The 15,076-nt window shown below is 64.6% G+C and carries 13 protein-coding genes; 9 read left to right on the forward strand and 4 right to left on the reverse strand.

Annotated elements, in window-relative coordinates; genetic code table 11:
• Positions 1 to 70: 70 nt before the first annotated feature.
• Entirely contained in the window at positions 71 to 3,052 is a 2,982-nt protein-coding gene (ileS, locus tag CK227_RS20110; protein ID WP_095770543.1) for an isoleucine--tRNA ligase, read from the forward strand.
• Between the two features lie 245 nt (positions 3,053 to 3,297).
• Positions 3,298 to 3,975 carry a hypothetical protein gene (locus CK227_RS20115; protein ID WP_095770542.1) on the forward strand — a complete coding sequence of 226 codons (678 nt, stop codon included), beginning with the start codon at positions 3,298 to 3,300 and terminating at the stop codon, positions 3,973 to 3,975.
• 38 nt (positions 3,976 to 4,013) lie between these two features.
• Here CK227_RS20115 and CK227_RS20120 read toward each other — a convergent pair whose 3' ends face one another.
• Positions 4,014 to 4,463, reverse strand: a complete 450-nt coding sequence (locus tag CK227_RS20120; RefSeq protein WP_095770541.1) for a nucleoside deaminase — start codon at positions 4,461 to 4,463, stop codon at positions 4,014 to 4,016.
• 180 nt (positions 4,464 to 4,643) lie between these two features.
• On the opposite strand from CK227_RS20120, the gene CK227_RS20125 reads away from it, so the two are divergent.
• The 5 genes from CK227_RS20125 (at position 4,644) to CK227_RS20145 (ending at position 11,083) form a co-directional block, all read left to right on the forward strand.
• Positions 4,644 to 6,626 carry a pseudouridine synthase gene (locus CK227_RS20125; RefSeq protein WP_095770911.1) on the forward strand — a complete coding sequence of 661 codons (1,983 nt, stop codon included), beginning with the start codon at positions 4,644 to 4,646 and terminating at the stop codon, positions 6,624 to 6,626.
• Positions 6,623 to 7,177, forward strand: a complete 555-nt coding sequence (rsmD, locus tag CK227_RS20130) for a 16S rRNA (guanine(966)-N(2))-methyltransferase RsmD (RefSeq protein ID WP_095770540.1) — start codon at positions 6,623 to 6,625, stop codon at positions 7,175 to 7,177. Before CK227_RS20125 ends, rsmD begins: the two co-directional genes overlap by 4 nt.
• 113 nt (positions 7,178 to 7,290) lie before the next feature.
• Positions 7,291 to 8,679 (forward strand): pitrilysin family protein, encoded by a 1,389-nt coding sequence (locus tag CK227_RS20135; protein ID WP_095770539.1) that lies wholly within the window; start codon positions 7,291 to 7,293, stop codon positions 8,677 to 8,679.
• A 110-nt stretch (positions 8,680 to 8,789) separates the two neighbouring features.
• Entirely contained in the window at positions 8,790 to 10,217 is a 1,428-nt protein-coding gene (locus tag CK227_RS20140) for a pitrilysin family protein (RefSeq protein ID WP_095770538.1), read from the forward strand.
• Entirely contained in the window at positions 10,214 to 11,083 is an 870-nt protein-coding gene (locus CK227_RS20145) for a patatin-like phospholipase family protein (protein WP_095770537.1), read from the forward strand. The genes CK227_RS20140 and CK227_RS20145 overlap by 4 nt, the downstream gene beginning before the upstream one ends.
• Positions 11,084 to 11,142: 59 nt before the next feature.
• On the opposite strand, the gene CK227_RS20150 is transcribed toward CK227_RS20145, so the two are convergent.
• Positions 11,143 to 11,682, reverse strand: coding sequence for a dihydrofolate reductase family protein (locus CK227_RS20150; RefSeq protein ID WP_095770536.1), 540 nt, complete (start codon positions 11,680 to 11,682; stop codon positions 11,143 to 11,145).
• A gap of 170 nt (positions 11,683 to 11,852) precedes the next feature.
• Here CK227_RS20150 and CK227_RS20155 point away from each other — a divergent pair, with 170 nt between their 5' ends.
• Complete coding sequence (locus tag CK227_RS20155; RefSeq protein WP_095770535.1) at positions 11,853 to 12,752, forward strand: HNH endonuclease; 900 nt, start codon at positions 11,853 to 11,855, stop codon at positions 12,750 to 12,752.
• Between the two features lie 48 nt (positions 12,753 to 12,800).
• Here CK227_RS20155 and efp read toward each other — a convergent pair whose 3' ends face one another.
• A complete protein-coding gene (efp, locus tag CK227_RS20160; RefSeq protein ID WP_010915481.1) occupies positions 12,801 to 13,370 on the reverse strand; it encodes an elongation factor P in 570 nt (189 codons plus the stop codon).
• Positions 13,371 to 13,493: 123 nt separating this feature from the next.
• Here efp and epmA point away from each other — a divergent pair, with 123 nt between their 5' ends.
• On the forward strand, positions 13,494 to 14,540 hold the full coding sequence (gene epmA / locus CK227_RS20165; RefSeq protein WP_095770534.1) for an EF-P lysine aminoacylase EpmA: 1,047 nt from the start codon (positions 13,494 to 13,496) through the stop codon (positions 14,538 to 14,540).
• Positions 14,541 to 14,565: 25 nt separating this feature from the next.
• Here the strand turns inward: epmA and CK227_RS20170 are convergent, their stop codons facing one another.
• A complete protein-coding gene (locus CK227_RS20170; RefSeq protein WP_095770533.1) occupies positions 14,566 to 14,982 on the reverse strand; it encodes a VOC family protein in 417 nt (138 codons plus the stop codon).
• Positions 14,983 to 15,076: the final 94 nt, after the last annotated feature.

A 15,076-nucleotide genomic window follows, 5' to 3' on the forward strand; every position in this document is an offset into this window, starting at 1 on the left:
AACGATATGCGCCAATCAAAGACCTCAACGCCCGGGCTTTGTGCCGACGGGCTACGCAGATGGCAGATCAATGACCGACACTGTTGAAACGATCGACTATTCCAAGACGCTTTATTTGCCGCAGACGGATTTCCCGATGCGCGCCGGCTTGCCAGAGAAGGAGCCGGTGCTGGTCAAGCGCTGGCAGGACATGGACCTCTACGCCAAGCTGCGCGAGAGTGCCGCCGGCCGCACGAAATATGTGCTGCATGACGGCCCGCCCTACGCCAACGGCAATATCCATATCGGCCATGCGCTGAACAAGATCCTCAAGGACGTCATCACCCGCTCGTTCCAGATGCGCGGCTACGATTCGAACTATGTGCCTGGCTGGGACTGCCACGGCCTGCCGATCGAGTGGAAGATCGAGGAGCAGTATCGCGCCAAGGGCAAGAACAAGGACGAGGTGCCGGTCAACGAGTTCCGCAAGGAATGCCGTGAGTTCGCGGCGCACTGGATCACGGTGCAGGGCGGTGAGTTCCAGCGGCTTGGCGTCATCGGCGACTTCAAGAATCCCTATACGACGATGGCTTTCCATGCCGAGTCGCGCATCGCCGGCGAATTGCTGAAATTCGCCATGTCGGGTCAGCTCTATCGCGGCTCGAAGCCGGTGATGTGGAGCGTCGTCGAGCGCACCGCATTGGCCGAGGCCGAAATCGAGTACCAGGATTATGAGTCAGACACGATCTGGGCGAAGTTTCCGGTCGCCAATCTTGTCGTCGCCAATATCGTGGACGGGCAGCCGGCGGAACTCAATCCGGACCTGAGCGGGCGGTCGCTGGATTTGCTGGACGCCCATGTCGTCATCTGGACGACGACGCCGTGGACCATCCCGGGCAACCGCGCCGTCAGCTATTCGCCGCGCGTCGCCTACGGGCTCTATGAAGTGACGGCGGCCGAGAATGCCTTTGGCCCGCAGCCGGGTGAGAAGCTGATCTTCGCCGACGCGCTGGCCGAGGAAAGCCAGGCCAAGGCAAAGGTCACCTTGAAGCGCCTTCACGGCGTCAGCACCGAACAACTTGGAAACCTAGTGCTTTCACACCCATTCAAGGGTCTCGGTGGCGGTTACGAGTTCCCCGTGCCGATGGTTGCGGGCGATCATGTGACCGACGATGCCGGCACCGGCTTCGTCCACACCGCGCCTGGCCATGGCCGCGAGGATTTTGACGCCTGGATGGACGCCGCGCCGCAGCTGCGGGCACGTGGCATCGACACGGTGATCCCCTTCACGGTCGACGATGCCGGCTTCTTCACCAGGGACGCGCCAGGCTTCGGCCCGGATCGCGAGGGTGGAGCCGCGCGTGTCATTGACGACAATGGCAAGAAGGGCAACGCCAACCAGGCTGTCATCGACGAGCTGATCAAGCGTAACGCGCTCTTCGCGCGCGGCCGCCTGAAGCACAGCTACCCGCATTCCTGGCGGTCGAAGAAGCCGGTGATCTTCCGCAACACGCCGCAATGGTTCGTCTACATGGACAAGGACCTCGGCGACGGCACGACACTGCGCAGCCGCGCCCTGAAGGCCATCGACGACACGGGCTTTGTGCCGGCTGCCGGCCAGAACCGCATCCGCGCCATGATCGAGGAGCGCCCCGACTGGGTGTTGTCGCGTCAGCGCGCCTGGGGCGTGCCGATCGCCGTTTTCGCCGATGAGGACGGCAACGTGCTGAAGGACGCGGCGGTCAACCAGCGCATCATGGACGCCTTCGAGGAAGAGGGCGCCGACGCCTGGTTCGCCGCCGGCGCCAAGGAACGCTTCCTCGGCAACCACGATGCGTCCAAATGGAAGCAGGTGATGGACATCCTCGACGTCTGGTTCGATTCGGGCTCGACGCATGTCTTTACGCTGGAGGATCGCCCAGACCTGAAATGGCCGGCCGACGTCTATCTCGAAGGGTCCGACCAGCATCGCGGCTGGTTCCACTCCTCGCTGCTCGAAAGCTGCGGCACCAGGGGCAGGGCGCCTTACGACACCGTCGTCACCCATGGCTTCACCATGGATGAGGACGGACGCAAGATGTCGAAATCGCTCGGCAACACGGTGGTGCCGCAGGACGTCATCAAGCAATCCGGTGCCGATATCCTGCGCTTGTGGGTGGTGACGACGGATTATTGGGAAGACCAGCGGCTCGGCAAGAACGTGCTGCAGACCAATATCGACGCCTACCGCAAGCTGCGCAACACCATCCGCTGGATGCTGGGCACGCTCGCCCATGACGATGGCGAGACCGTACCGCTGGAAGCGATGCCGGAGCTGGAACGGCTGATGCTGCATCGGCTGGCCGAGCTCGACGAGGTGGTGCGCCAGGGCTACGACGCCTTCGAGTTCAAGCGCATCACCCGCGCGCTCGTCGATTTCATGGTGGTCGAGCTGTCGGCCTTCTATTTCGACATCCGCAAGGACGCGCTCTACTGCGACGCACCGTCGAGCGTGAAGCGCAAGGCCTCGGTGCAGGTGGTGCGCCATCTTTTCGACTGCCTGGTGAAATGGCTGGCGCCGATGCTGCCCTTCACCATGGAAGAGGCCTGGCTCGACCGTCATCCCGATGCCGTTTCGCTGCATCTCGACCAGTTCCCGGAAATCCCGGCGGATTGGAAGAACGAAGCGCTGGCGGAAAAGTGGCGCAAGGTGCGGCAGGTGCGCCGCGTCGTCACCGGCGCGCTCGAGATCGCGCGTGCCCAGAAGGTGATCGGCTCCTCGCTGGAAGCGGTGCCGGTCGTCACCATCAACGACGCAGCGCTCGAGGCGGCGATATCGGACGTCGACATGGCCGAGATGGCGATCACCAGCGACCTCGTCATTGCCCATGGCCAGGCGCCTGAAGGCGCCTTCACCCTCGACGATGTCAAGGGCGTCGCCGTAGTGGTCGAGAAAGCCGAGGACCGCGGCCTCACCAAATGCGCGCGTTCCTGGCGTTACACGGCCGATGTCGGGCAGGATCCCGCATTTCCCGATGTCTCCGCACGAGATGCCGCCGTTCTGCATGAGCTGAAGGCGCTCGGTCGGGTTTAGGTCGACGTCGCCGAAGAGCGTGCCGCGGTTCTGGGAAACGACGTGCACCCGATCAACAGTGCACAAATGCCACGCCGGGCGGTGCAAATCCGCCCGTGCGTTGCCCTTAAAGAGCGGTTGAGGTAAACACGCGAAACTCCGGAAGACAAATTGTCGCCGGATTTCCGTCGCAAGTGCTTGGACGATGGGGACCCGTCACAGGACCGGTGGCGATCGAGAGGCTGTCTAGAGTGGGACTTTTTGGCATGACCGAGAGATATAAGGCGCGCCTTGCGCTGCTGGCGCCGCTTGTCGCATCGGGCCTCGCTCTATCCGGCTGCATGGGCTCTCCGACCTATGGCACCGACAAGACCGCTGCCGAACAGCTGGCCGGCGATCTCTCGGGCGCCGTTTCCTTCGCGCCGAAGCGCAAGGATCCGATCGACTACAAGCCGCGCCCCACCTTGGTGAAGCCCGCTCCCGGACAGAAGGAAGCGCTGCCCGCACCGCAGGAAAGCATCCAGACGGCAAGCGCCGAATGGCCCGAATCGCCTGAACAGCGCCGCGCGCGCCTGCGCGCCGACGCCACCGCCCATCAAAATGATCCGGGCTATCAGGCTGAGGTCGTCGACGACGTGCAGACCGATCCGGCCTCGGTCAAGAAGGCGATGGCGGATTCAGGCTCCAGCCACCCGCCGGCCTGGACACCCGCTGATTCCGACAAGGGCCGCGCCGCCGAGATCCAGCGTCGTCTTGCCGCGAGCAAGCAGGGCGACCCCAACACCCGCAGATATCTGAGCGAGCCGCCATTGGCCTATCGCGTCGCGGCCGGCACGGCGCCGCAGAACGAACTCGGCGAGGACGAATACAAGAAGGAACGCCGCCTGAAGAAGGAGGCGGAAGGCAAGAAGTCCGGCTGGTTCGACTGGTTGCCGTCCCTGTAAGAACGCCCGCGCTGCCCTTTCGGGCGGCACATCGCGGTTCAGTCGCGACGTTCCTTGAAAAAATCCTTCAGCAGCAGCGCAGCCTCCGTCTCGCCCATGCCCGGATAGATGTCGGGCGTGTGGTGGCAGGTCGGCGAGGCGAAGAAGCGTACTCCATTGACCACCGCGCCGCCCTTTTCGTCGGCGGCGCCGAAGTAGACACGGCGTAGCCTGGCGAAGGAGATGGCGCCGGCGCACATGGCGCAAGGTTCCAGCGTCACATAGAGATCGTGGCCGGTCAGCCGCTCGCTTGAGAGTTTCCCGCAGGCTTCGCGAATGACAAGCATCTCGGCATGCGCCGTCGGGTCGGCAAGCTCGCGGGTGCGGTTGCCGGCTTTCGCAACGACCGTGCCGCCGTTGGCGATGACGGCGCCGACCGGCACTTCGCCACGCAAGGCTGCCGCCTCGGCCTCCTTGAGCGCCACCGCCATGAAATCCGGCCGCTTCACGCGGTTTCCATTCCGATTATCTCCTCGCCACTCAGGCGTGATCCTGTTATGGAGCGCATCAACCCGAAAATCGGACTCGATTTTCGGAAAAGATCATGCGCCAAATCAAAGTGCTACAGCGTTCGTTGCGCGCCCGAAAGGATGCGCCACGCTGTAGCAGCGCAAACGGACAAAGGCCACATGGACGACAACGACAAGAAATCTCCGCGCCAAAAAGGCCCGGGCAAGAAACCTGCGGCTCCGCGAGGCGACAGGAAGCCATCCTTCGGCGCCAAGAAACCCTATGCGCCGCGCGGCGATCGGCCGATGGCCGCCGAGGGCGAACGGCCGAAGCGCGACTTCAAGGGCGGCGACAAGCCATTCAGCAAGGGGCCACGCGCCGCGGGCAAGCCCTATGAGAAGCGCGAAGGGCCACGCAAGCCCTACGCGCCGCGTGGCGACAGGCCAATGGCAGCCGAAGGCGAACGCAAGCCGTATGAGAAGCGCGAAGGGCCACGCAAACCCTATGCGCCGCGTGGCGACAGGCCAATGGCAGCCGAAGGCGAACGCAAGCCGTATGAGAAGCGCGAAGGGCCGCGCAAACCCTATGCGCCGCGCGGCGACCGTCCGGTTGCCGCGTCGGCGGAGGGCGGCGGTAAGCGTTTCGACCGTCCCAAGCGTGATTTCGGCGATCGCCCGAAGCGCGACTTTGCCGACCGTCCCAAGCGCGACTTTGGCGGTGACCGCCCCAAGCGTGATTTCAGCGATCGGCACCAAGGGGCATCGGCCGGCTTCAAGCCGCGCCCGCGTCCCGCCGAGGCCACGGAAGAGGCCGGCGAACGCATCGCCAAGCGGCTGGCGCGCGCCGGGCTTGCCTCGCGCCGCGACGCCGAGGAACTGATCGCCGCCGGCCGCGTCAAGGTCAACGGCCGCGCCCTGACTTCGCCGGCCTTCAACGTCATGCCGGGCGACATCATCCATCTCGACGGCATGGAGATCCCGCCGATCGAGCGCACGCGCCTGTTCCTGTTCCACAAGCCCGCCGGCGTCGTCACCACCAACCGTGATCCCGAAGGCCGCAAGACTGTCTTCGACGTGCTGCCGGCCGAATTGCCGCGGCTGATGACCATTGGCCGCCTCGATATCAACACCGAAGGCCTGCTGCTGCTCACCAATGATGGCGGCCTGTCGCGCGTGCTCGAACTGCCCGCCACAGGCTGGCTGCGCCGCTACCGCGTGCGCGTCCACGGCAAGGTCGAGGAAAGCGCGCTTGCGGGCCTGCGCGAAGGCATTGCCGTCGACGGCGTCTTCTACGGTGCCATCGAAGCCAGCCTCGACCGCGAGCAGGGCTCCAATGCCTGGCTGACGATCGGCCTGCGCGAAGGCAAGAACCGCGAAGTGAAGAACATCCTCGGCGCGCTCGGCCTCGACGTGACCCGGCTGATCCGCATTTCCTATGGCCCGTTCCAGCTCGAGGATCTCCCCGAGGGCCACGTACTGGAGATCAAGGGTCGCGTGCTGCGCGATCAGCTGGGCGAGCGCCTGGTGGAGGAATCCGGCGCCAACTTCGACGCCGAGATAGCAAAACCCTTCTCCAACAAGCCGGTGCGGCGCACCGAAGTTCGCGAAGCGGAACCCGAGCGGCCGAAATTCACGCGCGACGGCGAGCGGCGGCCGATCGGCGAGGGCGGGCTGATCAAGAATCGCAAGCGCCGGGAAGGCAGCCGCGACGAGGCATTGGGCAAACTGTCGACCAGTCCCGACAGAGGCGAGCGGCCGGAAAAGAGCTTCGGCGAACGCGGACCCCGGCCCGAACGCGGCGGCTTCGGCGACAAGCCACGTGGCAGTTTCGGCGACAAGCCGCGTGGTGGCTTCGGCGACAAGCCGCGTGGTGGTTTTGGCGGTAAGAAATCCGAGCGCGAGCAGCGGCCGATCGAGCCGCCCGGCCAGCGCAAGGCCAATGTCTGGATGGCGCCAGGAGCCCGGCCGATCGGCAAGGGCAGGGCGGAAGCCGACGCCGCCAAGGCGGCGGAGGCCAAGGCGCGCAAGGCCTCGTTCAAGCCGTCCTATGGCAAACCCGCTGGCAAACCGGGCGGCGCAAAGCCTTTCGGCAAGCCGCGTGGCGAGCGTCCGGCTGGCGGTGAACGGCCGCGTGGCGGCCCCAAGGGTCCCCGCACAAGATGAGGATCGTCGGCGGTGAGTTTCGTGGGCGCCCGCTGGCGACGCCCCGCGGTAGCGCCATCCGTCCGACGACCGACCGCACCCGCGAGGCCGTCTTCAATGTGCTGGCGCATCGCTTTGCCGAACAGCTGGACGGCGCGCGCGTGCTGGATCTGTTCGCCGGCACCGGCGCGCTTGGTCTGGAGGCGTTGTCGCGCGGCGCGTCCTACGGCGTCTTCATCGAGGAATCTGCCGAAGGCCGCGGCCTGATCCGCGACAATGTCGAGGCCTTCGGCCTGACCGGGCGCACCAAGATCTTTCGCCGCGACGCCACCGGCCTTGGCGAGGCGGGCACGCTGGCGCCGTTCGGCCTGGTCTTCGCCGATCCGCCCTACGGCAAGGGGCTGGGCGAGCGCGCCCTGCAATCGGCGAAAGCCGGCGGCTGGCTGCGCCCCGGCGCGCTCTGCGTGGTCGAGGAGGCGGCGGCGGTTCCCTTCGAGCCAGGCCCCGACTTTTCGGTGCTGGACGAGCGCAACTACGGCGAAACCATCATCCGCTTCATCGAAGCCGCCTGATCGCCTGCGTTCATCGGTGGCCTCTTTGCCGCCGCCTTTGCCGGCAACAACAATTCACTTTGCTTGTCGCAAGCACCTTGCCTATCGTCTTGAAGAGAGAACCGGAGCCATTGATGACATCCAGGGCTGAATGGCTGCGGACGACACTGCTGGCAACCTCGCTGGTCTTCACGCTCACCGGCCCGACGCTGGCCGACAGCGCCGCGTCGCCTAACACGAAGCCGGCCGAGTTCAAGGTGACGGATTTCCTGCTCGACAACGGCATGGAGGTGGTCGTCATCCCCGACCATCGCGCGCCGATCGTCACCCATATGGTCTGGTACAAGATCGGCAGCGCCGACGAGCCGCCCGGCAAATCCGGCATCGCCCATTTCTTCGAACATCTGATGTTCAAGGCGACGACAAATCACGCCGCCGGCGAGTTCGACCGCGCCGTCTCCGACATTGGCGGCTCCAACAACGCCTTCACCTCCTACGACTACACCGCTTTCCACGAGACGGTGGCGCCCTCGGCGCTCGAGCAGATGATGGGCTTCGAGGCCGACCGCATGCGCAACCTCATCCTCACCGATGACGTCATCAAGACCGAGCGCGATGTGATCCTCGAGGAGCGCCGCTCGCGCATCGACAACAATCCGCAGGCCGTGCTCGACGAGGAAGTCGATGCCACGCTGTGGCAGAATCAGCCCTATCGCATTCCGGTCATCGGCTGGATGCAGGAGATGGAGCAGCTCAACCGTACCGACGCCGTCGCTTTCTATGACAAATACTACCGGCCCAACAACGCGGTGCTGATCGTGGCCGGCGATGTCGAGCCGGAGACGGTCAAGGCGCTGGCCGAAAAGACCTATGGCAAGGTGGCGCGCGGGCCCGACCTGCCGCCGCGCATCCGCCCGGTCGAGCCGGAGCAGAACACCAAGCGCACGGTCACGCTCACCGACGCCCGCGTCAGCGTGCCGAGTTTCTCGACGCAATGGGTGGTGCCGTCCTATCACACCGCTAGGCCGGGCGAGGCCGAGGCGCTCGACCTCCTGGCCGAGATCCTCGGCGGCGGCAACCGCAGCCGGCTCTACCAGGCGCTGGTGGTCAAGCAAGGCATCGCTTCCAACGCCGGCGCGTATTTCCAGGGCACCATGCTCGACGACACCAATTTCACCGTCTATGGCGCGCCGCGCGGCGACGCCAGGCTGGCCGACGTCGAGGCCGCGGTCGATGTGGAGGTGGCGCGCGTCGCCAGCGGCGGCGTCACGCCGGATGAGCTGGAAAAGGCCAAGGACCGCTACATCAGGTCGATGGTCTTTGCCCGCGACAAGCAGGACTCCATGGCCGAAATCTATGGCTCGACGCTGGCCACCGGCGGCAATGTGCAGGATGTCCAGCAATGGCCGGATCGCATCCGCAAGGTCACGGCGGACGAGATCAAGGCCGTCGCCGCGCGCTATCTGGTGTTGTCCCGCTCGACGACCGGCTATCTCTTGCCGCAGCAACAGGCGGGGAATTGATGATGACGAACCAGCACCGCGTCTCTGTCCCTTCTCCCCTCGTGCGGTCCGAAGGCCGGGGTGAGACCCGTGGCTCGCCCCAGGGCGGTGGCCTCGCGAAGCGAGGTCGGATGAGGGGTGTTCCAGCTTGGCAAGAACGGCGATCCTTCACCGACCCCTCAACCGTCTCGGCGCTGCGCGCCGATCCACCTTCTCTCACAAGGGGAGAGGGGAAGGCCCTGCACGCCCTCGCAACCCTCTTCCTCTCCATCCTCTTCCTGATCCTGCCCGCACTGGCCGCCCGCGCCATGGACATCCAGCAGGTGACCTCCTCCAAAGGCATCACCGCCTGGCTGGTCGAGGATTATTCCGTACCGATCGTCGCCGTCCGTTTCGTCTTCGGCGGCGGTTCGACGCAGGATCCGGTGGGCAAGGAGGGCGTCGCCAATCTGATGACCGGCCTGTTCGACGAGGGCGCCGGCCCCCTCGATTCGGAAGCCTTCCAGGTCAGGCTCGACGATGCCGGCGCCGAGATGAGCTTCGAAGAGACCCGCGACGGCGTCTATGGCTCCATGCGCATGCTGGCCGAACAGCGCGACGAGGCCTTCGATCTGTTGCGGCTGGCGGTCAACGAGCCGCGCTTCGACCAGGCCCCAATCGACCGCATCCGCGCCCAGATCCTGTCCGGCATCATCGCCAACGAGAACGATCCCGACACCGTGGCGCAGAACAAATGGGCGCGCGCCATCTATGGCGACCATCCCTATTCGCGCTCCGACCAGGGCACCAGGCAGAGCATCGCCGCCATCACGCAGGCCGATCTGAAGGCCCTGCACAAGGCGGTGTTCGCGCGCGGCGGCCTGCATGTCGCCGTGGTCGGTGCCATCGACGCGCAGACGCTGAAGAAGAAGCTGGACATGGTGTTCGGCGACCTGCCGCAGACCCAGGCGCTCGCCCCGGTCGCCGATGTCGAGCCGAAGCTGGCGCAGCGCGTCGAGGTCAATTACGACCTGCCGCAGACCTCGCTGCAGCTCGCCTGGCCGGGCGTGAAGCGCAAGTCGGCGGATTTCTTCCCCGCCGTGCTGATGAACGAGATTCTTGGCGGCGGCACCTTCACCTCGCGCCTGTTCGAGGAGGTGCGTGAAAAGCGCGGGCTGGCCTACAGCGTCAATTCCTCGCTGGTAAACCAGGACCATGCCAATGCGCTGATCGTCACCACCGGCACGCGCTCCGACCGCGCGGCCGAGACGCTCGGCATCGTGCGCGATGTCGCCAGGCGGTTGGCTGAGGATGGTCCGACCGAGGCTGAACTGGCGGCGACCAAGAAATATTTGATCGGCGCTTATGCCATCACCAATCTGGACTCTTCGAGTTCCATCGCCGCGACGCTAGTCGAATTGCAGCTCGACGATCTCGGCATCGACTACATGCAGCGCCGTGCCGGTTACATCAACGCGGTGACGCTCGACCAGGTCAAGGCGGCGGCCAAAAAGCTGCTGACGGCCGAGCCGACCATCATGGTGGTCGGGCCGCCGCTGGCCGGAGCCGGCAAGGGATGAGCCCAACTTTCGGCATAGCTTTTGGCGGCGGCGGCGCGCGCGGCCTGGCGCATATCCATGTCATCGAGGCGCTGGACGAACTCGGCATCAAGCCGGTGTCGATCGCCGGCTCGTCGATCGGCGCCATCATGGGCGCCGGCATGGCCGCGGGCATGACCGGCAAGGAGATCCACGACTATGCCCGCTCGATCCTCGGCCGCCGCGCCGAAGTGGCGAGCCGCATGTGGCGCGCGCGGCCAGGCACCATCGCCGAGGCCATGCAGAACGGCATCCGGGTCAGCCAGTTCAATGTCGAGCGCATCCTGAAGGCGTTCCTGCCGGAGGCCATTCCCGAAACCTTCGCCGAGCTGAAGATCCCGCTGAAGGTGACCGCGACCGATTATTTCGGCCACAAGCTCGCCGTGTTCGATGAAGGCGATCTGCACTCAGCCCTAGCCGCCTCGGCCGCCATCCCCGCCGTGTTCCGCCCGGTGACGCGCGACGGCAGGCTGCTGATCGACGGCGGCATCTACAACCCCGTGCCGTTCGATCTCATCGAGAACGACGCCGACATCATCATCGGCGTCGACGTCGTCGGCGCGCCGGAAGAGGCCGACCGCAAGCACCCCACCTCCGTCGACCTGATGTTCGGCGCCACCCAGTTGATGATGCAGTCGATCATCGCCAACAAGCTGAAACAGTGCCAGCCCGACATCCTGGTCCGCCCAGCGGTCTCGAAATACCGCGTGCTCGATTTCCTGAAGATCGACGCCCTGATGAACGAGACGGCGGACATCAAGGATCAGCTGAAGCGCGAAGTGGCGAGGGTGGTTGAGGCGCGCAATGGCGCTGCCATCAAGGGGAGGCGAGGGAAGAAGGCTGGTTGAGCGACGGGAATTGGCAGTCCTGTGTCGAACTCTGTGTCATCCAGCCTGGAAGCCCGCTATCACTTCGCCGTCACCGGCGCATACTCCAGCGCAACAACGCCGTTGCTGAAGGGCGTGGCCGAAATCAGCTCGAGCGGCACTTGTTCGCCCGGCGGGAACAGCGGCTTGCCCTGGCCGACAGCGCCGGGATAGCTGAGCAGCCTGACGCGGTCGACCAGCCCGTGGCGCAGCAAGTCTTGCGCCACGCTGAGGCTGCCATGCACATAGATGTTGCCGCCGCTGCCTTGCTTCAGCGTCCTCGCCGCGTCCGGCAGCGAGCCTGTGAGCAATTCGGCCGGTTTCCAGTCGAGCGCCTTCAGGCTGGTCGAGGCGACGTATTTCGGCAGCGCGTTGAACCGGTCGGCAAAATCCCCGGTTTCCTTGGGCCATGAGCCGGCAAAGATCTCATAGGTCGTGCGCCCCAGAAGCATGGCGCCGCTGTCGGCGAGTTCATCCTCCTTGAACCTGTTCATCTCGTCGTTCCAGGTCACGCCAGGCAGTTTTTCGACCTCGGCAATGCCATCGACGCTGATGAATTCGGTGACGATGAGTTTTCGCATGGCGTTCTCCTGCTTCGCTCAAAGGACGAACCGCATGGGCCTTTTGCTACAGGCTCTGGAAAAATCGCGGGTGGTTTGTCACAGAAGGAGTTTCCCAAGCCTAAACCAGGCTCCAAAGTCGAATTTTGGTGCTACATCTCAGCCGATATTCCCAAAGCTGCAGGAAGATCATGGGATTCGGGGTATTCGTCCACCGCTCTGATTCGATCTACGATGACAGGCCCGCTGAGCGATATCAGTTCCCCAGCCAGTATCTGCGCCGTGTGGAAGCATGTGTCGGCGGTTGGATCATCTACTATGAACCTAGCAAGGTAGAAGATGCCCGTGGCTATTTCGCCCTGGCGAAAGTCCAGCAGGTTATCCCTGATCCCGTGGCGCCTGGTATGTATCTCGCTTTGATCGAGCCGGGATCATACCTCGATTTCGCCAATCCCGTTCCATTCAATGGGATGGACGGGCTCGCTGAGCGAGGTTTGCTTAACGACCAAGGACGGATTTCTGGTCGGGCTCAATCGGCCGTCCGACCGATCAGCCCGAGCGACTTCAACCGCATCCTCGATCTGGGCCTTGACGCCCGTGAGCCACTGCTGCCGCGCGTCGATGAGATCGGCATTTCATCCGGGTTTCAGGATGAAGAGGCGCCATTCCAGTTCGAGCACAGCCGCGACCGCATAAGTTACATCGGATCGCGAATCGTGCGGGTCCGCATTTTCCGTCGCATCGTCTTGCGCGCCTATGACGAGCGTTGCGCGATTACGGGACTCAAATTGATAAATGGCGGTGGTCGGGCGGAAGTTGCCGCTGCACATATTAGACCCGTCGAAGCGAACGGGCCCGATGTCGTCAACAATGGGCTCGCACTATCAGGTACGGCGCATTGGATGTTCGATCGTGGATTGATCAGCCTCTCCGACGATCTGGAAATCCTGATCTCGCGGCAGGTCAATGACCTCGAGAGCGTGCAAGGGTTCATAAACAAGACCCGCCGTGCGCTTCCGCCTCGCCGACAGCTCGAACGCCCGCATCCTCATTTCCTGCAATGGCACCGCGAGCACTGCTTCAAGCAGTGAGGTGACGAGTAGTTTCCGGCCTGGGGCTGGCAGAGTGGAGAGTCCCCCTCAGTCCTTCGCCCGCTCCACATAGGACCCATCGGCCGTCATCACCACCACGCGGGTGCCGGGCGCGATGTGCGGCGGCACTGCGGTGCGCACGCCGTTGGAAAGCACGGCGGGCTTGTAGGAGGACGATGCCGTCTGGCCCTTGGTCGTCGGCTCGGTCTCGACCACTTCGAAAGTGGCGCGCTGCGGCAGGACCAGGGAAATCGCGATGCCGTTGAACTGGGAAACCTGCACCGGCATGCCTTCCTGCAGATAGGGTGCCGCGTCGCCGACCACGGCTTCGCTCACCGCCACCTGGTCGTAGGTTTCCGGGTTCATGAAGTGAAAACCTTCGCCGTCGGCGTAGAGGAAGGTGTGCTCGCGCTCCTCGACATAGGCGCGCTCCACCTGCTCGGTGGTGCGGTAGCGCTCCGAAACCTTCACCCCGTCGCCGATGCGGCGCATGTCGAGCTGCGTCACGGGCGTGCCCTTGCCTGGGTGGATGTTTTCGGCAAAGAGGATCACATAAAGCTTGCCGTCCTTGTCGACGACATTGCCTTTGCGGAGCGAACTGGCGATGACTTTCACCACGGTTTTAAATCCTGCGAGAGTTAGTGGGCGTTTGCCGGCTTGTGCGGCGCTGGATGGGGGCCTAGCGCATCTTGGCGCGAACCGCCAGCCCCCCAGGTGCCTCGGCACGCCTTCAAATCGCCCATGACCGCCGCTTCGCCCTGGTGGACGCCGCATGTCCACGCCGACCGCCGCCCGCGCCTGATGCTGCGCAATGGGCTCACGTCAGCCTTGCGCGAGTGGTTCGCTCGTCACGATTTTGTCGAGGTGGAAACCGCGGCGCTGCAGGTCTCGCCCGGCAACGAGGCGCATCTGGCGGCTTTCGCCACGGAAGCGGTCGGGCCGGATGGCGCGCGCGCGCCACTCTATCTCCACACCTCGCCGGAATTCGCCTGCAAGAAGCTGCTCGCCGCCGGCGAGAACAGGATTTTCAGCCTCGGCGCCGTCTGGCGCAATCGCGAGCGCGGCCCCTTGCACCATCCCGAATTCACCATGCTCGAATGGTACCGGGTGGGCGAGACCTATGAGAGCCTGATGCGCGATTGCGCCGACCTGCTGGCGCTGGCCGCGACGAGGGCAGGGGCCACGCGCTTTTCCTTCCGGGGCCGCGAGTGCGATCCGTTCGGTGAGCCGGAACGGCTGACGGTGGCGGATGCCTTCTTGCGCCATGCCGGCATCGATCTGCTGGCCACGGTCGCCGCCGATGGCGGCACCGACCGGGACGCGCTCTACGCCGCGCTGGTTCGGGCAGGCCTGCGCACGGCGCCCGACGATAGCTGGGCCGACCTGTTCAGCCGGGTGATGGTGGAAAAGATCGAGCCCAATCTCGGCCTCGGCCGCGCCACCATTCTTTGCGAATATCCGGTCGCCGAGGCGGCGCTTGCCCGGCCAAGCCCGCGCGACCCGCGCGTCGCCGAGCGTTTCGAGCTCTATTGCTGCGGCGTCGAACTCGCCAACGGCTTTGGCGAACTCACCGATGCCGAGGAGCAGCGCCGGCGCTTCATGCTCGAAATGGACGAGAAAGAGCGCATCTATGGCGAGCGTTATCCGCTGGACGAGGATTTTCTCGCCGCGCTTGCCATCATGCCGCAAGCCAGCGGCATCGCGCTCGGCTTCGACCGGCTGGCTATGCTGGCCACTGGCGCGCAGAAAATAGAGGACGTGATCTGGACGCCGGTCGCCGGCTCTTGAGCCACAGGCGTCGTGGTGCCCGGTCTTAGTGCGCGAAAACCTGCTCCAGCGAGCGAAAACCCTTGAATTCCAGGGCGTTTCCGGAGGGATCGCGGATGAACAGCGTCGCCTGTTCGCCGGGCTCACCCTTGAAGCGGACCATCGGCCGTTCCAGCCAGTCTATATCGTCGCGCGCTTCCAGCCGGGTCGCCAGGCGCTGCCAGTCATCCATCAGCAGCACGGCGCCGAAATGCGGGATCGGCACCAGAATGCCGTCGACCTTGCCGTCGCTGGCGGCTTGCGTGGCCTGCGGCCGCAAATGCGCCGACATCTGGTGGCCGTAAAGGTCGAAGTCCACCCAGGTCGCCGACGAGCGGCCGATCGCGCAGCCCAGCACTTCGCCATAGAAAGTGCGGGTTTCATCGAGATCACGGACCGGGAAGGCGAGATGGAAAGGCGTCATGAAGGATGCTCCGTGCGGGCTGCGGCCTGTTTTTGCGTCACAGGGTTCGCGATGGGAACCATGTAGTGATGCATTTTGATTGAAGCCTATGCCA

Source organism: Mesorhizobium sp. WSM4308, from assembly GCF_002294905.1.
In the GTDB taxonomy this organism is placed as follows: domain Bacteria; phylum Pseudomonadota; class Alphaproteobacteria; order Rhizobiales; family Rhizobiaceae; genus Mesorhizobium.